Below are 22,885 nucleotides of genomic sequence, written 5' to 3'. Positions count from 1 at the left end.
TTTCCTCTTATTCTCGTAGTATCTCTTTCTCTTTATTTAAAAATCTACTATGAAGAGTATATCATTACTAGATTTCATCAACTTTAGAGCAACTTTACATTTCTGTATCATAACTTAGTACCTAGCTCTCAAGCCGGTGTTTATTATTGGAAAATTATGATTTATGAATTGAAATAGGGGGAAATAAGGAGATATAGGATATTTCTACAAAAAGGAAGGATTGATCTCTTTAGACCAATCCTTGTTCTTGCTTTTAAAATCAAGAAGCATCAACTGCGTCATCTTTTACTTCCTGTGGAACTTCTATCTTATCAATTGTGTTGATTTTTTTATAGGTTGATTTCACATTTTGGATAATAGAAATATCTTCGCCTTCAACATTCATTGTCATTTCCATAACGAGATTATATTTCTTTAAGTCGTATGTTTTGTTGTCCAAAACCATCTCAACAGATAATTTTTTAATATCCATCTCTTCTAATAGTGTTGATAAATCACCAATTTCATTTGTAATATCCTTTGGAAGGTATTCCTCTAACATTTGCTGCGTAAGCTTTTTAAAATCCTCACCATCAGCAGTTAGCTTGTATATAAACTCATTATCCTTTTCTTCAAATTCAAGATCCTGAATATAGTCTTCTACCATCTTAAGTTGTTCTGTGACATTTGGTTGATCCGCCGTTAATGTTTCTATAGGTATTAATGAACTATCAGCCTTTATCCATTGATTCGTGAGTGACTCAAACACATACATTTCATCATCCACAAGATAAATCTCTGTATCCATATTAAGTGACTCCTCGCCCTCTAAGGACATAGCCATTTTACCCTTTTGGTGCATTGCTAATGGCTCTAATACCACAGAACCTTCCATATCGCTTTCAATAGTTACTTTCCCCTCATTTGCCATTGATATTTCTTGATTCAAAACTGTACTAACTTCTGCACTTTCCATTTTCTCCGCTGCCTCTAATGCCTTTGTATAGACTTCCTCTGCACTTTCGCTACATGCAGCAAGAGTAAACGAAGTAAAAACGAAAGCAATTCCTACTAACCATTTCTTCAAATAATTCATCCCCTTAATAGATAGTCAACAGTATTACGTCAACTATCTTACGAAGGTTTCGAATAAAGTCGATATGACAATTTTTGATTCGAAAGTACCATTTCATAAGAGGTTTCTGTTGAGTATAAAGGGTCCTTTTTACTATTTCAAAAACATAATAAGAGGAAGGTATACTTCGAATGAAGCTTTCCTTCCTCATAGTTATGGGATGTCCGCAATATTTTGCTGTGCCTCTTGTACTTGCTGTCGGACATCATGTAATTCCTCAAAAGCCTGTTGGAACTGTGGATTCTCAGTTGCTTCGGCCCCAGCTTGATTTTGAACATTTTTTAACTCATTCTCTGCTTGTTTAAGTAAGCTATACGCATGCTCTAACACATGTAGATTCTGACCCTGAGCTTGTATTACAGCCTCTTGGGCATCATTCACCATTTCACTTACCCGTTGTAGCTTTTCATGTAAATTAACCTGTGGCAAAATGTCTACCTCCTAAAATCATATAAAACACTACTTTTATTGTTCCAACCTATCCAGCAATTATGTAGTATTCAAGAGGGATGGTAATTTTATATAGAAAAAATGACCATTGCCTTATCGGCAAGGTCACTTTTCTACTTTTCTGGAGGTATGATACAACCCTCATCAGTGCATACCATATTGGATTCATCTTCAACGAGACTCTGCAATTTTGGCTTTGGCGCTTCTTCTTCCCATACCTGATTTAAAGCACTTAAAAACAGTTCCGTTGGTTGAGCGCCTGAAATAGCATACTTTTGGTTAATAACGAAAAATGGTACCCCAGTTGCTCCAAATGCTTGAGCTTGCATCTCTTCATTACGAACCTCAGTTGCGAATCGGTCTGTATCCTTTAAAACGGATAAAGTCATTTCTCTATCTAATCCTACAGATTCTGCTATCTCCAATAATGTATCATGATTACTGATTAACTTAGCTTCAACAAAATAAGCATGAAGAAGGCTTTCCGTAATCTCTTTCTCTTTTCCGACAGTACTTGCATATTTTGCTAGTCGATGTGCATCAAATGTATTTGTCGGTTTCATACCATCAAAATCATAGTCTAAACCAACTGTCTTAGCTTGCTGGCCCACATTCTCATTAGCTTGTCTCGCCTCATCTAAACTCATTCCATACTTATTTGCTAATGCTTCGTGAATAGATTTACCTGAGTAAATTGCAGCATTCGGATCAAGTTCAAAGCTCCTATATTCTAACTCAACCTTATCACGATAGGGAAATTGCTCTAGAGCATGTTCTAAACGACGTTTTCCTATATAACAAAATGGACATACAAAATCTGACCATATTTCTATTTTCATGCGTACACCTCTTTTTTTAGTTATCTGCTATATTGTTGCATAAGTTATGGTTGAAGACAAACCTCATGCTTCATTTCAAAATGCAGCATGAATAGCAAAACGTAGAGTTCGTTCTATATCAACTGATGAGCATACCATTTATGCCCTTTAAAACGAATATAGACGAACTCCCCATTCAAGAATCATCGCTATCCATACTCCTATGATTCCATAGCCCAATGTAATACCAAAGATATACCCAAGTACAACACGTACAATCCACATCGTAAATAAAGAGGTTACAGAAGTAAATTTAGAGTCACCAGCTGCACGTAATGCCGCCGGTAATAAGAAGCTAAACGACCATAAAATCGGATGAAAAACTGCACTCAATAAAACCATAATGAAAATAGTACCTATGATTTCTACAGGTGGATTAAACATTTTCATCATTAATGGGAATAGCGGCAAAAAGATAATTGCCGAAACCACAAAGAAAATGGCTGAAAGTCCTAAAAACGATTTAATAAACTTCCTAGCATCTTCTATGTCTCTTCTTCCTATACATTGTCCTACTACTGTAACGATTGCAATACAAAGGGAATTAGGCCCGATTTGATAAAGCCAAGCAATTGAATTTGCAATAGCATATGACGTTAAGGAATAGGTACCTAAGAAAACAATAAACGTTTGCGTTAATAATTTACCACCATTAAAAAATAGTTGCTCCGCAGCAAATGGCATTCCGATATACATGATCTTCTTTTGAATAGAAAGATCAATATGCAATGCCTGTTTCAGACGCAGTCGAATCGTTTCATTAAATCTCACCAAATAAACAACGGATGCGATCATCCCTAATGTTCTAGAGACAATAACAGAAATAACTAATCCAACAATTCCCAGATTTAATATCGTTATTAAAAATAGATTCAAGAGAACATTTGTTAGGTTCATAAACAATGATAGTCCAAGTACTGGTTTCGTATCACCTGTTCCACGAAGACCACCACACACCGCTTGGTAAATACCTATCAATGGATAGGATATGGCACTACCTATCAGATATAGCTTTGCATTGGCTAACACATCCGCTTCAGCATTTCCAAATAGAAGATGAATCGTTGGCGAATGAAATACAATGACAAATACACTTAATAATAAGGATAGAATAGTAACAGCGGAAACAGCCTGTGCAGCTGTTTTCGAGACCATTTCCATATTTTTAGTTCCCTTATACTGTGCTACAATAACAGTTCCACCTGTTGCAACTGCAATAAAGACATTTACAAGGAATATATTAAGGGAATCTACCATACTTACAGCGCTAACAGCCGCAACCCCTGATGAACTTATCATGGCTGTATTAAGCATACTCATAAATATTAAGAATGCTTGATCAACAAAAATAGGGATAAAGATGGTTATAATTTCTTTATAACTCATCGATTTCCCTGATAAGTGCTTACTCATTAACGAAGTGAGTTGTTGCTTCATATTTAATTTTGTACTTCTCACAATATACACGCTTCTTTTCTTTTCCTATTTTGTTCAAAAGAATATGATAATTATAATCCTAGCAAATGTAAAAAGTACAGTACTATTTTAAATACATTAAGAAAGAATCTGGTTTCAACACCAGATTCTTTTAAAATCCATATTCTGCCTCTCTCGTCTCTTGCATGGACTGGTATGTCTTGACTAATAAAATAAGATCATCAACTAAACGTTCTAGTCGAAATAATACATCATCATTTGTAATTTCCTTACGATAAAAATCCTGATCTTCAATAAAAACATAGGACTGAACAAGATTTGCTTTCATATACGATAGGATTGGCTTTAATTGTTGCTCAGCAACCAAGTAATGCTTAGCCGAACCAGCAGTAATAATTATTCCAACCACTTTATCCATGAACGCACGTTCAGGTAATAAATCAAAAATGTTCTTCAATGTTGCTGGGATAGAAGCTTGAAAAACAGGTGTACCAATTATAATTGCATCCGCTTCCATCAACACCTTAGAAACAAATCCAGTATCTCCTTCATATTCTAAATAATTTCGGCCATCACTAAACTGTATATCATAATCTGCTAAATCAATTAATGTAATCTCCATATCCGGATTTTTTTCTGCTAAAATCTTTATTGTATGTTCCATTGCCGTTCTTGTTTTTGAACCAACAATAGACCCGGATAAGCCTACTATTTTCATGATTGTCCCTCCGATTTCTCCCGAGTATACTTCTTTATTACTGGTAAAATCTTCTCACCAATTAGATCAATATTTCGTTTTAAATTATCGAAAGTAATTCCACCAAAGTCCATCTGTGCAATATATCGCTGATGTCCGAAAACCTCATGCTGATATAAAATCTTTTCAATAATTAGCTCAGGGCTACCAATATTCATCACATCATGAGGATGTGCACCTTGAGCAAAATGCTGCTTCGGAAATCCACGTCCATTGGTTAGCTTCATACCTTCATTAATAAAGTCATATGTTTCTCGTTGTGCTTGCTGTGTAGTCTCAGCAGCATAGAAAAATCCTGCTGTAGCTATTGGAAGTTCATCTGGCTGATGTCCGTTCAGTCTAGCGGCTTCCCTATATGCGTCAATGGAGTGTTTAAAGCTATTGGCAGGTCCACCTAACATAGCGAGAAACATCGGTACACCTCGATAACCAGCCTTAATTGCACTCGAAGGCGGTCCACCAACGGCTCTCCATATCGGTAAGGATCCGTTCACTGGTCTTGGAAGTATTTTTGCATTTTTGAGTGGTGCTCGATATTCCCCACTCCAATTGACAACTTCTTCCTCATTAATTTTGAGTAGCAATTCAAACTTTTCTTCAAATAATTCCTCATAATCTCTTAAATCATATCCTAGCAATTCAAAAACACCGACCCTTGATGCTCGACCTGCAACTATCTCTGTACGACCATTAGAAATTAAATCGATAGTAGCAAAATCCTCATAAACACGAACAGGATCCAGTGTACTGATAATCGTTGAAGAGCTGGCTAGTTTAATTTTTTTCGTTGCTTGAGCAATCGCACTTAATACAACAGTGTGTGCTTGTGTTGTGAAATACTCCTGATGGCTCTCTCCTACACTAAAAAAGTCAATACCAGCTTGCTCTGCTAACGATGCCAATTCGATTATTTCATTTATTCGTTGTCTTGCTGAGATTCTTTCTCCTGTATGTGGGTTAGCGATATGATCCCCTAATGTATAAAGACCGAATTCTAGTCCGTTCTTTGGATTAATACGGTATGCTTCCAACAGTTTTCCCTTCTTTCTACTACGCACTGCATATTTCAGACGTTAAATATGATTTTCCAAATATTTGTATAGAACATACGTTACTAATGATAAATGAGATTAGTTCTCATGTAATAGTACAATAAAAGTTGCGTGCTTTGCTAATAAACTGCCTAGCTCTTTTCGTTATCCTATTTTGAGCATGTGAAAGCTAATTTTGCTTCTTCCACATTCTTACTTTATTTCAACCTCTAATTAATCGAGCCACAGTGCTTCACTTATACCTATTCTCCCCTTATGTGCCCGTTAAAAATAAACACAGAATAAGAACAACTTTAGTTTTCCACCAAAATAATGTTTAGTTAATCACTAAGATTCATTTTATTGGGTAATCTTCGAGGTGAATGATGTTTACATGTCCTTTAGAAATCATTTCATTCGTATCCTTCTGCCGAAATGTTGTTTACACGTCCTCTATGCATCATTTCGTTCATATCCTTTTATCAAAATGATGTTTACAGACGCTCTATACATCATTTCATTCGTATCCATCTGCCAAAATGATGTCTACACGTCCTCTATGCATCATTTCATTCATATCCTTTTATCAAAATGATGTTTACAGACGCTCTATGTATCATTTCAGTCGTATCCATCTGCCAAAATGATGTCTACACATCCTCTATGCATCATCTCATTCATAATATCTACCTAAATGATGTTAATCAGCTACCATCTAAATTGTAACTATTTAATGGAGTATCATATCTTCAATAGCAGCTGCTAACAATACGGAAACAAAAAAAAGGGGGCAAAGGCAGACGCCTTTCCCCTATCAAAATAGCCCCAGCCATACCCCAATTGCAGCACCAATATAATTTCCTATTACGTACCCAAGTGTACCAACAATTAAAACTGGAGCTACTAGCTTGCTCCACCCTTTGGATATAGCCATTGCTGCTGCTGTTGTTGGACCACCAATGTTGGCATTACTTGCTAGTATTATTTCTTCCAGATTAAATTTAAATAGTTTACCAAAAAGGAAAGAAATAAACATGTTTAATGCAACCATAACAAACACTAATACAAACAATAATGGTGCATTTTGTATAATTACAGGAATGGAGGCAGGTACTCCTATAACGACGAAGAAGATATATATTAAATAGGTTCCTATTTCTTGTGCACCTCGGATTTTTTCAAAGAAACGAGAAAATATGGTCACCGATAATAGGGTGATTGTCGTCAGCATTAAATAGTTATCACCAAAAATTCCATTTAAAGCTGTTAGAATAAAATTGCCATCAGTAGGAATAAGCTTATCAAATATTTCTGCTAGCTTAAATGAAATGGCTACTAATGCAAACGCAGAACCAACTGCCAATCCTATATCCTGTAATGAAATTTCCTTTCCCTTCCAATAAGATGCAGCTTGGTTTTTGTTTTCTTTGTTTGAAGATTGCTCCACTAGTTCTTGATGTGGCGCCCTAAATCTTTTTCTAAAAAAGGCAATTGTCGGAATGACCATTAACACTAAAAAGTACAGCGCCATCATGAGATTATCTGCTACAACCGTGGCAGAAATTAGTTCTCCTGGTGTTTCAAATCTAGCGGAAAGTGCAGCAAGGTTCACACTACCACCTATGTAAGAGCCTGTCATCATGGCTACAACCTTATATAATTCCGGTATAAGATCCTTTAATAAAAAGAATCCGACAATAGCACCAACAACAGTACCTATCGAGCTGATTAAGAAAATAATCAGTAACCTTCCACTTTCATTCCATATTTTTAATATATTGGATTGAAAGAGAAGTAACGGTATTGCAAGTGGAACAACATAACTCCATACGGTGTCATAGACTGGTGATTCGGTTGGAATAATATTAAAATTAGCCAGTAACATCGCACCTACTAAAGCAATTATCGCACCTGATATTTTTGAAGCCCATTCATATTTTTGTTCCAGATAAATACTGATACCAGCCCAACCTGCTAAAAATGCCCATAATATCCATGTATCATCAGACTGTATGATTGCATAAAACATATTGATTTCCTCCTAAAACACAATATCTCTCCACATTATAATAGAACAAATACCTCTAAGTCACTAATAACTATACATGGTCAAACGTCTTAGCTTATGCATACACTTTTCGTCGTTGGGAACATAAAAAAATGAGGACCTTATTATTGGCCCTCATTTCTCTTTAATTCTCCTGTATTTCCTTACGATTTTTCTTAAACATTTTGGATAGGATTTCATAGACAATTGGTACGACAATCAATGTTAACAATGTGGAGCTCGCAAGTCCACCGATTACCGTAATTGCTAGACCTTTCGAAATCAGACCTCCACCTGCATCACCAAACAACATCGGAACCAGAGCTCCAATTGTTGCAATAGCAGTCATGAGGATTGGACGTAGTCGGGTAGCTCCTGCCTCAAGAATAGCTTCACGCATCTCTAAGCCATCATGTTCCATATGAATAATGCGGTCTACTAATACAATTGCATTCGTTACGACAATACCAATTAACATCAATAGCCCCATCATCACTGTCACAGATATAGTTTCACCTGCAATTAATAAACCTACTAAAGAACCAATGACCGTAAATGGTAGGGAGAATAGTATTGCAAATGGTGCTAGCCCCTCACCAAACGTTACGACAAGGATAAAGTAAACGATTAGAATAGCAGCTAACATAGCAAAACCAAGCTGTGTAAATGTTTCTTCCATATCAGCAGTTACTCCAGATACACCTACAGAAACACCTTTTGGTAGCTCTAACTTATCAACCGCCTTATCAACTTCAGAAGATACCTTTGAAATATCATCTTCTAAAATTGTTCCAGTAACAGATGCATAATACTCACCCTTACTACGGGCTAATGTATTTAGAGTTGTTCCCTCTTCTACTGTTACCAATTCAGATAGTGGCATTGTTGTTCCAAGTGCCGTTTCTACTTCTGTATCTAATAATTCATCGATAGACTTAGGTTTCTCTGTTTGCTGTTCGTGCTGAACGATAACATTCAATTCATTTCCATCTTTTTCGATGGTTGTTAGAACGTCCTCCGTTCGATTAGGATTCAATAGCATAACAATTTGCCCAGTTGTTAAGCCATATTGCAGCAATTCATCCTGGCTTACTTTAAATGTATATTCAACATAGGAGTCCTCTTTGCTGGATGATACATCCTTCAGCCCTTTGTTCTCTTTTAATATTTCTTCAACCTTATCAACTGAATCATTCAGTTTATCTAAGTCTTCACTATATAATGTATAGCTTAGTTCATTAGAAGCAAATGACATCGTTGAGAAGTTTTGACTCTTCCATTCTCCAGACTGTCCAATATTAAATACATACTCCTCAATTTCTTCTCGAACCTTTGGGAAATCCTTCATATCAGGGTCAAAGATTAAATACATCAATGCCCCACCACCGCCAACCATCATGGAAGCCTGTGGATCGTTGTCAGTTATGGAAAGCTGTACAATATCTATATCATCACGTTTTAGCATTTCTTGTTCAACTGCTGTTACATTTTCTAATGTCTCATCTGGTAATTCACCAGTTGCTGGTGTGTACGTTAAGTACATAACTTTTTCTTCTTCACTACCGAGAAAGCTAAATCCAATTAGTGGTGTTAATAATAAACTTCCTACTAATAAAAGAATTGCAACTGTAGAAGTAATTATTTTATGGTTTAGTGTCCACCTTAAAATACTCTTATACCAATTCGCTAATTTTCCAGCTTCTTTATGCTTCACTTCTGTTTTTTCACTGTATAGCTTTTTCTTAAATAGGAAATGAGACAATGCTGGTACTACAGTAATTGCAACAAGAAGTGATCCACCTAATGCAAATGTCATGGTAAGGGCAAATGGCATGAATAACTCACCAACCATGCCTCCAACAAATATCATTGGTGCAAATACCGCAACTGTTACTAAGGTTGAAGAAGCAATTGGCCTGAACATTTCAAGTGTTGCTTCTCGTATTAATGCCCGACCATTAAGCTTCTCAGTCTTTAGATGTAGACGCCGGTATATATTTTCCACGACAACAATGGAGTCATCAATTACACGTCCTATCGCTACAGTGATTGCTCCAAGCGTCATAATATTCAATGTTATATCCATCCAATTTAGTAGCATCATCGCTATGAAAATCGATAATGGGATAGAGATAATAGAAATTATTGTTGATTTAAAATCGCGTAAGAAAAGTAGAATGATAAGCACTGCGATTAATCCACCAAAGACTGCCTTTTCAACCATAGTGGCTACAGATTCTTCAATTGGCTCACCTTGGTCAAGGGAAATATCAACATTTAAGCCCTCAATCTTACCCTCTTCTTCTTTCATTAAGTCTTTAACAGCATTCACCACATCAACAGTATTGGCATCCTGACCCTTTACTACCTGAATGGCAATCGCATTTTCACCGTTAGTACGAGATACTGATTGAACTTTACCTACAACTTCAACCGAAGCAATATCACTAAGCTTCACAAATGGAAGTGGTTGTGTTTCAGAAGGTGTAACAGGGATTAACATGTTTTTCAAGTCATCCTCAGACATGAACTTCCCATCTACTGCTACTGCCTGTTCCCCTTCTTTAAATTCAAACAGTCCTAAGGATACGGACATATCACTTGCCTGAATCATTTGCTTGACATCATCTTCAGTTATACCAAGTGCAGCCATTTTTTCTTCATCATATCGCAACTCAATATCCTCAATATGTTGACCTGTTGTTGTTGCAGATGCAACTCCATCTAATTTTTCTAGATTGGGAAGAATAATATCTTCAACAGTAGAGGTTAAATCAACGATATCCTCCGTATCACTACTAACACTGAGAACAACTACTGGCATCATATCCATGCTAATAGCTGTTATGGTTGGTGCCTCTGCTCCTTCAGGTAATGTCACATTATCAAGTGCAGAATCTAGTGCTCGTTTTGCTTCATCCATATCAATTCCATAATCATACTCTACTTGAATACTTGCCATATTGGAGTACGAATTCGAATAAACTGCTTTTACATCCTCAAGATTCTCAACAATTTTTTCTATTGGAATAGATACTTCTTCCATGACCTTTTCAGGTGTAGCTCCTGGATAAACACCAGTAACCATTAAATAAGGAATAGATATATCTGGGATCATTTCAGTTTTCATCCGAGTACCAGAGTACATACCAGAGAAAATGATAATAATCGTTAATATCCATACCGCTAACTTATTCTTAATTACAAAATTAACAAAATTCTTCACATTTACACCTACCTTATATTGACTATACGAACTCATTTTTCTATACTAATGACTAACCGGTCATTTTGTCAACTATATGTACGTTATTTTAGGAGAGAATTTACAAAATGAATAAAAAACAGTTAATTATGGAAAAAGCACTCGAGCTTTTCGCAAAACAAGGGTTTGAAACTACATCCATCCAACAGATTACAGATTACTGTGGCATTTCGAAGGGTGCCTTTTACTTATCCTTCAAATCAAAGGATGAGTTGATTTTAGCATTAATCGACCATTTTATGCAGGAGCTAACAACCGATATTGACTACCTGGTCAACGGAAGAGACTTACCTGTTACATTGTATCGTTTTTTTTACACTACCTTTGAAACATTCATAAAACATGCAGACTTTGTCAAATTGCTTATGAAAGAACATACACAGTCATTAGACGATGAACTTCTAGAAAAATTACGGTATTACGACCGGAAAACTGATCAGACAATCTTGTCAATAATAGAAAAGGTCTATGGTGATGTAATTACAACGATAAAATATGATTTAGTTTATACTGTTAAAGGATTAATAAACAGTTATTCGAGCTTTCTATTTTTTAATAAGATTGACTTTGATGTCGCATTAATTTCGAAATCCCTTGAAGAGAAAACTGATATATTAGCTAAACATATGACCACACCGTTTATTACGGATGAAAGCTTGGAAATGTTTCAAGAAATTCCAAAGGAAAAAATGCAAAAGGATGTTCTCTTACAGCAAATAAATTCTACAATGGAAAAAATAGAAGATTCTCTTACGAAAGATTCATTGATACTACTAAAGGAACAAATAGGAGAGTTAACATACAATTCTGCTATAATTCATGGACTAATTGGGAATTTAGCGGAGCAACCAGAATGTAAGAGGTTATCATATCTATTAACTAAGTACTTTGATTTCGCTAAGTAGTAAGATTTATCTTTAACAGGACGAGATTCTTTTTTATGTTGGTGCAACAAGTATAATTACAATAATGGTATGATAAAAAACAGACGAAACAGTGGAAGGAGAATAAAGGATGCCAATCACAGAAGGATTTATCGAAGTAACCGGAGGAAAGGTTTGGTACCAGAAGCATGATAATAGTACGAATAACGCACCTGTTTTAATTTTACACGGTGGCCCGGGTTCATCTCACTGGTCACTGCAAGGATTAAAAGAGTTAGCAGATGTAAGACCCGTTATTTTATATGATCAGCTTGGTTGTGGGAAATCAGACCGCCCCGAGGATACCTCTTTATGGAATATTGATCGATTTGTAGAAGAAGTTAAGCAGTTAAAAGATGGTCTTGGATTAGAAGAGTTCCATATTCTCGGACACTCCTGGGGGACTACTTTAGCTGCTGCATATTATTTAAAGAATCCTGAAGGTGTGCAAAGTATTGTTTTTTCCAGTCCTTGTTTAAGTGCCCCATTATGGGCAAAGGATCAAGCTGAAAATATCGAAAAACTACCACATCAGGTTCAGTCAATAATAAAAGAATGTGAGTTAAATGGGGAGACTGAATCCGACGAATACAAGGAAGCTATCAAAGTCTTTAATAATCATTTTGTTTGTAGATTGCCAGAATCTGAAAGACCTGCTTTTTTAAAAGAAGGGGTAAACTATAAAAACCCTGAAATATATAATATAATGTGGGGCTCATCAGAATTTCATGTAGCAGGTAACTTGAAAAGCTTTGACTGTACTCCAGATTTACACAAGATTCAAGTACCAACACTTTATACCTGTGGTCGTTTTGATGAAGCAACTCCAGAGTCAACCGTTTATTTTAGTCAATTGACACCGAACAGCAAATACCACATCTTTGAGAAAAGTGCTCATATGCCTTACATCGAAGAACCAGCAGAATACTTAAAAATTATGAAAAGCTTTTTATCGCAGGAACAATTAACTATTACAGGGGATTGAACACACTAGTTCAATCCCCTATATTTATAAATTAACACAAGGAACATGATTTCAATTATTAGGACGGCAAGAATTATAAATATTCCCATTACAACAACTATATCAGATACCATATTCATCCCAAACGACTCTACGAGATAGATGGCGATCATAATAGCCATATACATAACAAAGAATTTCATTGTCCACTTATGTAGCACTTTCTTGGCACTTTGATCTAAGAAATCCTTCTTAAATGGATTAGTAATGTTATTTACTTCAAGATCCTTAATTGGCAGTAAAAAAGAAAATGCCCAGATATCCTGCAAGTAAACAAAATCCGCGGAACATCTGGCACCCTATTATTTTGCTAATTTAGTAACTAACTCAGGCAACCAATCATGTAAATTGCTAAAATGATACCCTAATTTGGTTGCTCTATCATTACTCATTGTCCATGTAGCCCCAACACCATAAGGGGAATTATGTTCTTCATCGGAGACTACAGTCAGGGGCTTTCCAGTTTTTTCGCCAATGAGCTGCATTAAATCTGACATGCTAATCACTCCATTAGCACAAACATTGATAGGACCCGTATAGTCTTTCTCTGCTATCCATGCTAGGAACTCACCAGCTTCTTGTTGATGAACAAATCCCATCTTCGCATCAGGATTTGGAAAAAATACCTTTTTCCCTTCCTTGGAACTTTTGATATAATGCAATAATCTTTCCGTATAATCGTGTTCACCCAGTACAATTGGAATTCGCATTGCTACGACTGGAAAGGTAGCTTTTTGAAAAAAATACGCCTCTGCTTGTCTTTTTCCTTCTTGATATGTAACATCATTCCTGTCAACCATCTTCAGTTCATAGGTATAAGGATCAAAGGTTTCCTCAGCCATATTTACACCTTCATCATAGACAGACAGTGTGGACGTAAAAACATAACGCTTCATCTTATCAGCTAAGGTATTCATTATAATTTCAGCATCGTTGGAAGAATAACAAAGCTGATCAAATACTACATCCCATTCTCTCCCTTGCATGGCAGACTGGATAGACGCTTCCTCAAACCGATCAACCTTAATACGTTCTACCTTGTCTCCAAATGGGTCTTTACTATTTTGTCTTGTTGCAACAGTAACGGAAACACCTTTTTCTACTAATGCATTCACTAAATTCACACCAAAAAATCGTGTTCCTCCAAACACTAGAGCTGTCTTCATATTAATTGCTCCTTTCTATTTATCTAGTAAAATATTTTGGTTTCATTATGTGCGATAGAAATGAATTTAACAAGACAAATATCTCCTACATTATTTGTCATCTAAATTTCTGCTCTCAATCACAATCTCCTCCTCCAAAATATAACCTGTAGAAGGAGTAGGACTCGTTGAAAAATACATGACGATAAGCAAGAATAAGAAAGTAAATAAAGTTGCTAATCCAACTAACCAAAAACCAATACCTTTCACAATATTCTTCTGACCAAAAAACATAAAAGTTACTCCTAATACAATTACTACAGCCAAAAATAATACCATGCTATTCCCCTCACTAACGAACTATTTATCTTATATATAATAGATTCTCTGGAGGTTATTACTGAAATTCTTTTAAAACAAGCTCTCAATAAAAAACAGAAAAAAGGACTACTTCCACTTGGAAGCAATCCTTTACCATTGTTAGCTTACTTTTCTAAAAATATTGGATAGGTGATACTTTTTTATATTTTTACTTTTTGGTAGCTGTTGCTTAGACTCCCTGTATAAATTTGTTTCGAAGGCATATCTTCTCATTTCCCTCATTTTTTCGTCAACAACTATTTTATTTAAAGCCATGTTCATGGTTATTTCCTCCCTTGGATTTCTTACTCCTATCATACTCATTTCTACAGCTAATAACCTCGGAACCGCGACTGATTTTAACAATCAAAAAATCCCTACTTTTTCTGTAGAACATATCGGACTGAAGGCTGAAAACAACCCTTTATCGATACAGACACCATTTTCTGTAAAAATTTGTATCTTTCTGAGCTCAATCTATTATTTACCACGGCTTTCAACAAAACTAGTACTTTTTCACAACAGAATGTGACATACATTCCTAGGGTTATCTGATATTATGGTGAACATATAGAAATAATAGAGTTGGGAGCGGCGACATGGAAAGATTATTTGGACCATTTAAAATGGATACGGACTTTTCCGATAAAGAGCATTCGATACGTGTTGAGCTTGAGCGTAATGAATTATGCTTTTACCGGTTCATCGGTGGAAATGCTAGTGAAACACAAGAATTAAGACAACAGCTACAGTCACTACGAGAACGAAAGCCTTTACTTATTGGCATTTTCCGCTTTCCATTCCGCTTTGAAGGAAAAAGAAGACAAATGACCGCTAGAGAGCAATATTATATTATGCGAGACTACTGTGATTCTGTAGTCTTCTTTGAAAGCGATGGTTTAATGGAAACAATTGACCCTTCGACACCAATTCATGAGGCTCGAATTGCATTTGACACAATTGAAGATAGAACAATCAATACACTGCGTGAAATGGTGGATGAAACTGGGAAAATTAACATCGACTATCAGGATATTAAAACGTTTATTTTTCGTAAAAGAGGACCATTATTCTTACATTCCATCGAAGGAAGTTCCTTTGATGAGCCATTAAAACATTTAATATCAACACCATATCTTCCAGAAGATTTTACAGAGGCTGAGCAGCTCATTATCAATATTGGATATACGAGAAATGTAGATATGGAAGCATTTAGGCAAATTAATTTGCGATTGAATGACTTATTTGATAAAGCAGAGATTTTTAAGATTGGGTCCTATTTTATTGATGAGCCAGGACATCGTTTTAAAATTACCCTACTGGTAAATGGCATCGAGGATCCTATTGCGATGCCTAGAGAAGTTCAAAAAGAAGCCGCCATTAAATATAAGGGCTTTATGAAAAGATGGCAAAAACTAATAGAAAAGGATGTCAGATAGGTAACTGCATTTCTGACACCTTTTATAAAGCTGGCTCATCGCGCAATTACTTAGTATACTACATACATTACCCAAAATACGCTCACACTAATCCTATAAAGGAGGGATTAGTGCATGAAGGATAAAAAGAAAAAACACAAGAGCAAAAAAGAGCTAAATGAAATGAAAGGAAAAGAACGTTTTCCTAAAAATAGACAATAACGTTAAAGGTGCCAGTGCTACTATATAGTGCTGGCACCTTTAAGGTTTAGTGTAAATATATCCTTGGTTAGGATACAGCCAAACAAATAAAAAGTGACATAATTCTACATTTTTTGTGGGATTGTCACTTATTTTTATGATATAATGGCTATAATTATTAGAAAAATTGGAAATTACTTTATATAGACGACTTATTTTAGATTATATAATTTAAAAAATCCTCAATATTCCCTCTCAAAAGGAGATGTGTCATGGTCCAACAGGTTAGTGAGTTTTTTAAAGATTTTGGTTCCATCGGAATGTTTATTCATTCCTTCATCGATGCAGTAATCTTTCCGATACCTGCATTTTTTACGCAAGTATCCTTAAGCATGCTTGAGCCTAAAGAGGCATTATTACTTGCAACTATCGGCTATGTTGCCTGTATCATGGGAACCCCGTTTGGCTATTTAATTGGTAAAATTCTAGGTGAACCAGTACTGCATAAGTTTCTTAAACAGAAATGGGTTGATAAAGCAACCACTTCCTTTAAGAAAAATGGAGAGGCAGCTATTCTAATCGGTGCTTTTACACCTATTCCTTTCAAAGTATTTACCATTTTATCTGGTTGTTTTCATTATTCATTATGGAAGCTAATAGGATATGCAGCTATTGGTAGAGCAGTAAAGTTCTATGTTGTTGGACTCGCCTTTTATTTATACGGCCGCGCATCAGAGGAATTTGTCACACAGTATCTCACATACTTTATGGCAGGGATTGCAGTAATCCTATTCGTCATTTTTTATATAAAAAGAAAAATGGACAAAAAGAAGAAGCTCCGAATTGAAGCACAAAAAAATTATGCTGGTTGATAAAGATAAGGCAGTAAGGAATTTCTTACTGCCTTTTATGCTATCATCATTATTTTTTTATAGCTTTAATCAATTGAAGAATCTGACAAGTAGTAAACCGTAAATTTTGATAAGCAGTATCCAAATCCATTGCCTCCTTGAGCTCCATAGGGCGATTGATTATTGAAAAGCATGCAGTCATCCCGTCTTTGTTTACTGAAAAATCCTCCTGTTTGACTGTTCCTGCTAACGCTATAACTGGAATATTTCTTCTAGCTGCCATATGAGCAACACCACTGGGTGCTTTCCCCATTGAAGTTTGTCCATCTAACTTTCCTTCTCCAGTAATTACTAAGTCAACATCTTGTAATTTTGATTCCAAATCGATGAGATCTAGTATTAAATTAATACCGGACCTCATTTCACTATGTAAAAATCCTGAAAAGGCAGCACCTAATCCACCTGCTGCACCTGCTCCTTTAACTTTATGTATATCTATACCCAAATCCTTTTTTACAACCTCAGCCAAATTTCTTAATCCCTTATCTAATTCTTCAACCATCTCTGGCGTTGCACCTTTTTGAGGACCAAATACATATGCAGCTCCATCCTTACCATAGAGATAATTTTGAACATCACAGGCTACTTGAAAGAAACATTGTTCAAGTAATGGATGCTTCTCAGTTGTTTTAATATGAGTAATCTCTGCTAAAACCTTGCCACCAAAGCCAACCTCTTTTCCGTTAGCATCCAAAAACTTGAACCCAAGTGCTTGGAGCATACCCACACCCGCATCATTTGTAGAACTCCCACCTAACCCTATAATAAATTTTCTACAGCCTCTTTCCATTGCATCGATCAGCAATTCTCCAACACCATAGGTTGTCGTTAGTAATGGATTTTGTTCTTTCTCTGTTAGTAATGGCAAACCACATGCTGAAGCTACCTCGATAATTGCTGTTGCTCCATCTTGGGTCATGCCATATACTGCTTCTATCTTTTTTCCCAATGGTCCAACTACTTCTTTTCTGTATAATTGTCCACCAACTGCACGCACGAGAGCCTCGACTGTCCCCTCTCCCCCGTCAGCAAGTGGAACAGTCAATATTTCTGCTTTAGGGTATACTTCCTTTATACCTTCTGAGATTGCACTACTCGCCAGAGTGGAGGAAATGGAACCCTTAAAAGAGTCAACTGCAATTAGTATTTTCATAAAATAAGCACTCCTTAAGAAAAGATCCTATGATTGATATCCCTTTCTTAAGATCATTATACCGTACCCTGAAATACAGTTAACTAAGAATTATGGTTTATTGAACAATCGTATAGCTTAATAAATCTGACTCCTTATCCCAGTCAACCCAAATTTCAACGGATAATCCTTCATTATTTTCAAGGTTAAAATTTGGAATTCCATGCTCACCAGCTATTTTTAGTTGCTCATCAAAGGTGTTCTTGACATTTTCACCAAATAGTTTCGTTAATTGTTCTATCGCTTGTTCATAGGTTAGTTTCTCCATAAGTATCTTCTCCTTGTATCACATGATATTGTTTAGAAAGAGCTAGATAATACGTAATATCTAGCTCTAGTTCAAAATTTATTTTGAATTATTTTTCCCTGCTTCTTCTGCTAGCTGTTCAAATGATTTTACTTTACCATGAGGGTTTTTTGCATGTTTATTTGCCTTCCACTGTCTCTCCTTTTCTTTGTTCGATTGGGTCATTGTGATACGAACTCCTTTATCAATATATTATTTACCTTTTTTATTAGCACGAGCTTTCTTCGCTTTTTCTTTATGAGCTTGATTCGCTTTTGCACTACCAAATTCCTTGGAGAACTCAGTGTCCTGCTTACTGGAATCAAAGCCTTTTTTATTTTTTTGTTGTGGGTCGTTCTTCTTTGTTCGTTTAGCCACCTATCTTCCCTCCTTCTCCATTAGTATGGAATGAGAGGAACGTAAATATGCTGTTTTATGAATTAGCTGGGTTTCAATCCTGTACCAAGATCTCCCTAGTTCTGTTCAAAATTTCCTCATCCTTTAATCGGAACTTAAATTCGACTCTCCTTGAATCCTCTGCACTATATTCCCCATTTTCATCTGTCCGATAATCTGTGTAGGATTTGCTGTTCACTGTCAATTTTTCCGCTAAATGGCTTTGAATTGCTTTATGCGGAAATTCATTACCGAGTATATAAGAGGCCACACTATAGGCACGGTCTTGTGCAAGCTCTAAATTATACAAATAACTGCCACTTTTATCCGTATGCCCTTCAATAATAATTTCCGCTATATAGTCTTCATACCCGCTTGCTAATAGTACATCTAAGTATTTCGGTACAAAATCATCCAAGAATTGATAGGACTTAGATTTCAATTCAGACTCGTCAAACGCAAATAAAATATCTGTATCAAAAATAATCGCTCCCGTTTTCTCATCGATTGTTATCCCAGAGGATGCATCACTAAACTCACGTTTTAATTCATTCACTAATTCGACTCGCACACCCATAATCTGGTCTATGGTGCGCTTCATTTCTTCTATTTGAAATGATTTAATGACCATCATGACAATAAAAAGTAAAATAAAACATAATAAAATTACTGTAAGCACGTCCGTAAAAGACGGCCAAAAATGCCCTTCATCACTTTCCCGTTTAAATAGTCGCTGATATTTAGTATCCATTTTGATTCATTCCTATACCAGTCTGTCTTGATGGTGCCGGTTGATTTACGACACTAATTTGTCTGATGAAGGCTTGTAATTCTCTTCCTAAATCCAGAAGCAACTGCTGTGTATATTGCGAATTACTTTGTTGAATCTGTTCATTAATTCGCTTTATTTCTACAAACTCACGTTTTATTTGGCCCATTGTATTGTCCATGGAATCTGCTATCGTACGGGTAACCTGCTCTAACCGACTACCAAATACATTTTCTAAATTTGTAACATAATTTGTGAAAGTGTCCTTTAAGGCGTTGATACTACTTTCTAATTGGCTCTCACGTTGATTAAAGACCTGGTTCAAACGAGATATTTTCGTATCAATTTCTTGAATGAGTTGATTATTTTTAATTCCTACCTGCTCATACGTTTTTGTTGCTTCCCGTAAGTGTCTTTCAAATGCTAAAGAATCTGTTGTATGATCTTTTAAGTGATTACTAAATGTTCGATTGAAATGCTTGAGCTCCTCAAAACGATCTGCAAGTAGATGCCTATATTCTGATTGAGTATTGTTAATAACCTGTAGTGCCTCTGGTAGGCCAGCTAAAGATTCTCCAAAGCGATTGAAATCCTGAGCCAATTCTCCAAGGTATGTCGTAATTCCGGCAAGCCTTGAAGATAAATCACTTCCGAAAATTTGTTTGAATTCTTTGTTATGAAGATCCATTTTTTGCACAAGCTGGTCACTTTGTTGGTTCATTTTCGTAAAGGATTCCTGTATTCCCTTCTGTACGTGTAGTACTGAAGAAGTAAATTGTTTTAAATCCGAAACAACAGTTTCTATTTGGTGTAGACTATTTAGCTGGGTATCCGAAACGTCTTTCATTTTTTCATAAGTACCTTCAACAGTTTGCACCATTTTTTCATGCTTTTCTTCTGCGCGTTGAAAATAAGTAAATAGCGAAGCAAAATTCTCATTCAATCGTGCTGTCCCTTCCCCAAATCCTTCCGTAACTTCTTTCATCTGAGTGAATAGCGTATTAAATTCTGTTAAATTCTTCGATAATCCATCATTAAATAGAGCTAAATCCTTTGCTGATTTTTGTAAGCCTGTTGTATATTCTTTAAATCCAGTAAAGGCTCGTTCAACATTACCAAGTGATTTCTCATTCGTTTCTTTCAGGCTTAGAATGGATTCATTGATCATTTCTGACACATGAATAAGTCGGACTAAATTGCTATCACTTTTACCTTCTAAAGTAGTTTCTACTTTTAGCATAATATCAGTCAGCATATGCTCTGTATTCAATATCTTTAATAAGACAGTCATGATTAAGGAGAAGCCCATCCCAGCAATACTAGTATAGAAGGCAACATCAATTCCAGTTAGTACTGCTGCAATATTCTCGATTAATTGGTCTCCTGTAGTGCTAATGCTTCCTAACGAGATTGTGAGACCAATAAAGGTCCCGAGTACACCAATTAATATGAATACCGAAACTGTCATCTGAATTAGTTTAATTAAACTAATCACAGGTATCCCAAATACCCTCCAGCTTGAAAATCTCTCTTGAACAAATGTTTCAGCTGCCACTGAATCCTCCTGCTGAATCATTTCATATTGTTTCTGAAAAGAAGCCAGTGGTTCCATATCTAAACGATTCGTCTCCACTATGTAATTACGCAGTCTCCTTAATTTACTGAATAGAGTTAGATGTACAAAAAAAGTGATTAGAAAGCCAAAAATAAGTACTAAAAAGATAAGCTCGATTAATGGGCTTGATAAGATAGCCGTCGCTTTCTCTTCCGTTGTAAAAAATTCCAAAATAAATTGCACCACAATAACCTCTCCTAACCAATTTCATTTTCCTACTTCATCCTATTCCTAACTTGGCCTATTCATGCTCATAAGGTCATTGGGCTTTATAGGATACTGTTATTAGCAATCATTAATGGAATAGTCATTTAAAAAAAGGCTACCAGTTTGTGTGGTAACCTGCTTTTGCTATAAAATTACTTTTTGTGAAGGACCGCTTCTGTTAGCATGTCCAACAATTTTTCAGCTGGAATTAGGCTTTCACCTCCGCCCTGTGCGACTGAATCGTTTCCACCACCTCTCCCATTAATTTTTGGTAATACCTGCTTTAAGAGCTGGTTCATACTAATGGAAACATTTCCCCCTCGCGCGCACACGATTTGAACTTTTTCGCTTGTTCCATTAACGAATAAGGCTACGACTTCATCTGACTTTGCAGCAATCGTTTTTGCCAAATGCTGAAGCTCAAGTATGGTTCGATTCGTAAAGCTAGCTCTGATAAGCTGATAGGTTTCTGTCTTCTCGCAATTATTTAAAAGTTCATCTGCTTCATATTCAATAAGCTTTCCTTTCATTTCAGCAATTGTTTTTTCTAATTCCTTTGTATGTTGTAACGCACGACTAGCTGCTTCCACTAATTGTTCTTGTGGAACACTTAACAGGGAGGTTAGGTTTTGAAGAACCTGATGTTTTTCATGAAGCTGTTTTCGAACTCGATCCCCACAAACAAAGTAAACACGAGTATTTTTCTTTTGTTTCTCCCAATGCAAGATTTCAATAGAACCGACTTCTCCAGTTGATTTGGGATGTGTACCCCCACAGCCGTTATAATCAAAATCAGGAATAATGACAAGGCGAATATGATCCTTTACAGCTAGTTTTTTTCTTAGCTTGAATTGGTGAACTTCCTCTTCTTGTACCCACTTCGTTTCAATCGAACGATTTTCGAGGATGATGATATTCGCGATTCTTTCTGCCTCTTTTGCTTCCTTTTCTGTTATCTCATCTACTTCTAAATCAATGGAACATAGCTCTTTTCCTAAGTGAAAGCTAACTGTTTTATAACCAAACTCTTCTTCAAAGGCTGCTGTTATGATATGTTGACCTGCATGCTGTTGCATATGGTCCATTCTTCTTTCCCAATTAATTTCTCCGACACATTCTTGATTCGATTCAATCGGTTCTGATATATAATGGCGAATCTCCCCATCCACTTCTTCTACGTCGTATACTTCTTTATCATTTATCGTTCCCGTATCATGTGGCTGTCCACCACCTGTTGGATAAAATGCAGTTTGATCTAATACGACATAATATCGTCCGTTCACATCTTGAGCTGATTCTTGTACATTCGCTGTAAACCGTCCTAAGTATTGGTCCTGATAAAATAATTTTTCCGTAGGCATGCTTCTTGGTCCACCTTTCCTTGTAGCTTCAACGTATTTCTACCATTAAATATAACTCGAACTTTCCTCGAAGGAAAGTGTCCCTCCAATTAAATACT

The 22,885-nt window shown here is 36.0% G+C and carries 22 protein-coding genes and 1 pseudogene; 4 read left to right on the top strand and 19 right to left on the bottom strand.

The window, feature by feature from the left end; genetic code table 11:
• Window positions 1-259 precede the first annotated feature (259 nt).
• The 8 genes and pseudogenes from HNR27_RS06500 to HNR27_RS06465 form a co-directional block, all read right to left on the bottom strand.
• Window positions 260-1,066, bottom strand: coding sequence for a DUF6612 family protein (locus tag HNR27_RS06500; protein WP_429339153.1), 807 nt, complete (start codon window positions 1,064-1,066; stop codon window positions 260-262).
• 201 nt (window positions 1,067-1,267) lie between these two features.
• Window positions 1,268-1,543 carry a hypothetical protein gene (locus tag HNR27_RS06495; RefSeq protein WP_429339152.1) on the bottom strand — a complete coding sequence of 92 codons (276 nt, stop codon included), beginning with the start codon at window positions 1,541-1,543 and terminating at the stop codon, window positions 1,268-1,270.
• A 134-nt stretch (window positions 1,544-1,677) separates the two neighbouring features.
• Complete coding sequence (locus HNR27_RS06490) at window positions 1,678-2,403, bottom strand: DsbA family oxidoreductase (protein WP_212919396.1); 726 nt, start codon at window positions 2,401-2,403, stop codon at window positions 1,678-1,680.
• 113 nt (window positions 2,404-2,516) lie between these two features.
• Window positions 2,517-3,879: pseudogene (locus tag HNR27_RS06485) on the bottom strand (MATE family efflux transporter).
• Between the two features lie 151 nt (window positions 3,880-4,030).
• Complete coding sequence (locus tag HNR27_RS06480) at window positions 4,031-4,597, bottom strand: NADPH-dependent FMN reductase (RefSeq protein WP_212919395.1); 567 nt, start codon at window positions 4,595-4,597, stop codon at window positions 4,031-4,033.
• Window positions 4,594-5,667 (bottom strand): LLM class flavin-dependent oxidoreductase, encoded by a 1,074-nt coding sequence (locus HNR27_RS06475; RefSeq protein WP_429339151.1) that lies wholly within the window; start codon window positions 5,665-5,667, stop codon window positions 4,594-4,596. Before HNR27_RS06475 ends, HNR27_RS06480 begins: the two co-directional genes overlap by 4 nt.
• A gap of 814 nt (window positions 5,668-6,481) precedes the next feature.
• A complete protein-coding gene (locus HNR27_RS06470) occupies window positions 6,482-7,696 on the bottom strand; it encodes a DUF819 family protein (protein ID WP_429339150.1) in 1,215 nt (404 codons plus the stop codon).
• 163 nt (window positions 7,697-7,859) lie between these two features.
• Window positions 7,860-10,940 (bottom strand): efflux RND transporter permease subunit, encoded by a 3,081-nt coding sequence (locus HNR27_RS06465; protein ID WP_429339149.1) that lies wholly within the window; start codon window positions 10,938-10,940, stop codon window positions 7,860-7,862.
• Between the two features lie 107 nt (window positions 10,941-11,047).
• Between HNR27_RS06465 and HNR27_RS06460 the strand changes: the two genes are divergently transcribed.
• Together HNR27_RS06460 and HNR27_RS06455 are read left to right on the top strand one after the other, a co-directional pair.
• A complete protein-coding gene (locus HNR27_RS06460) occupies window positions 11,048-11,884 on the top strand; it encodes a TetR/AcrR family transcriptional regulator (protein ID WP_212919391.1) in 837 nt (278 codons plus the stop codon).
• Window positions 11,885-11,993: 109 nt separating this feature from the next.
• Window positions 11,994-12,887: a proline iminopeptidase-family hydrolase gene (locus tag HNR27_RS06455; RefSeq protein WP_429339148.1), complete on the top strand. Its 894-nt coding sequence runs from the start codon at window positions 11,994-11,996 to the stop codon at window positions 12,885-12,887.
• Window positions 12,888-12,892: 5 nt separating this feature from the next.
• Here HNR27_RS06455 and HNR27_RS06450 read toward each other — a convergent pair whose 3' ends face one another.
• The 4 genes from HNR27_RS06450 to HNR27_RS06435 form a co-directional block, all read right to left on the bottom strand.
• Window positions 12,893-13,195 carry a hypothetical protein gene (locus HNR27_RS06450; protein WP_429339147.1) on the bottom strand — a complete coding sequence of 101 codons (303 nt, stop codon included), beginning with the start codon at window positions 13,193-13,195 and terminating at the stop codon, window positions 12,893-12,895.
• Window positions 13,196-13,228: 33 nt separating this feature from the next.
• Entirely contained in the window at window positions 13,229-14,092 is an 864-nt protein-coding gene (locus HNR27_RS06445; RefSeq protein ID WP_212919387.1) for an NAD-dependent epimerase/dehydratase family protein, read from the bottom strand.
• 90 nt (window positions 14,093-14,182) lie between these two features.
• Window positions 14,183-14,410 (bottom strand): hypothetical protein, encoded by a 228-nt coding sequence (locus HNR27_RS06440; protein ID WP_212919386.1) that lies wholly within the window; start codon window positions 14,408-14,410, stop codon window positions 14,183-14,185.
• A 141-nt stretch (window positions 14,411-14,551) separates the two neighbouring features.
• The gene (locus HNR27_RS06435; RefSeq protein ID WP_212919385.1) at window positions 14,552-14,713 is read right to left on the bottom strand and encodes a hypothetical protein; all 162 of its coding nucleotides are present in this window, start codon (window positions 14,711-14,713) and stop codon (window positions 14,552-14,554) included.
• A gap of 317 nt (window positions 14,714-15,030) precedes the next feature.
• Between HNR27_RS06435 and HNR27_RS06430 the strand changes: the two genes are divergently transcribed.
• Together HNR27_RS06430 and HNR27_RS06425 are read left to right on the top strand one after the other, a co-directional pair.
• Complete coding sequence (locus HNR27_RS06430) at window positions 15,031-15,870, top strand: FtsZ/tubulin family protein (protein ID WP_429339146.1); 840 nt, start codon at window positions 15,031-15,033, stop codon at window positions 15,868-15,870.
• 452 nt (window positions 15,871-16,322) lie between these two features.
• The gene (locus HNR27_RS06425) at window positions 16,323-16,922 is read left to right on the top strand and encodes a YqaA family protein (protein WP_212919383.1); all 600 of its coding nucleotides are present in this window, start codon (window positions 16,323-16,325) and stop codon (window positions 16,920-16,922) included.
• 49 nt (window positions 16,923-16,971) lie between these two features.
• On the opposite strand, the gene HNR27_RS06420 is transcribed toward HNR27_RS06425, so the two are convergent.
• From HNR27_RS06420 to HNR27_RS06390, 7 genes are all read right to left on the bottom strand, one after another.
• Window positions 16,972-18,114: a glycerate kinase gene (locus tag HNR27_RS06420; RefSeq protein WP_429339145.1), complete on the bottom strand. Its 1,143-nt coding sequence runs from the start codon at window positions 18,112-18,114 to the stop codon at window positions 16,972-16,974.
• A gap of 97 nt (window positions 18,115-18,211) precedes the next feature.
• Window positions 18,212-18,421: a hypothetical protein gene (locus HNR27_RS06415; RefSeq protein ID WP_212919381.1), complete on the bottom strand. Its 210-nt coding sequence runs from the start codon at window positions 18,419-18,421 to the stop codon at window positions 18,212-18,214.
• Between the two features lie 78 nt (window positions 18,422-18,499).
• Window positions 18,500-18,625 (bottom strand): DUF6254 family protein, encoded by a 126-nt coding sequence (locus HNR27_RS06410; RefSeq protein WP_429339144.1) that lies wholly within the window; start codon window positions 18,623-18,625, stop codon window positions 18,500-18,502.
• 27 nt (window positions 18,626-18,652) lie between these two features.
• Window positions 18,653-18,817 carry a hypothetical protein gene (locus HNR27_RS06405; protein ID WP_212919380.1) on the bottom strand — a complete coding sequence of 55 codons (165 nt, stop codon included), beginning with the start codon at window positions 18,815-18,817 and terminating at the stop codon, window positions 18,653-18,655.
• 73 nt (window positions 18,818-18,890) lie between these two features.
• Window positions 18,891-19,586: an OmpA family protein gene (locus HNR27_RS06400; protein WP_429339143.1), complete on the bottom strand. Its 696-nt coding sequence runs from the start codon at window positions 19,584-19,586 to the stop codon at window positions 18,891-18,893.
• Window positions 19,576-21,405 carry a MotA/TolQ/ExbB proton channel family protein gene (locus tag HNR27_RS06395; RefSeq protein ID WP_429339142.1) on the bottom strand — a complete coding sequence of 610 codons (1,830 nt, stop codon included), beginning with the start codon at window positions 21,403-21,405 and terminating at the stop codon, window positions 19,576-19,578. Before HNR27_RS06395 ends, HNR27_RS06400 begins: the two co-directional genes overlap by 11 nt.
• A 173-nt stretch (window positions 21,406-21,578) precedes the next feature.
• Entirely contained in the window at window positions 21,579-22,787 is a 1,209-nt protein-coding gene (locus HNR27_RS06390; protein WP_212919377.1) for an alanyl-tRNA editing protein, read from the bottom strand.
• Window positions 22,788-22,885: the final 98 nt, after the last annotated feature.

The sequence above is a fragment of the Ornithinibacillus bavariensis genome (assembly GCF_050433565.1).
In the GTDB taxonomy this organism is placed as follows: domain Bacteria; phylum Bacillota; class Bacilli; order Bacillales; family Amphibacillaceae; genus Ornithinibacillus; species Ornithinibacillus bavariensis.
This window is presented reverse-complemented; position numbering and strand designations above follow the sequence as displayed.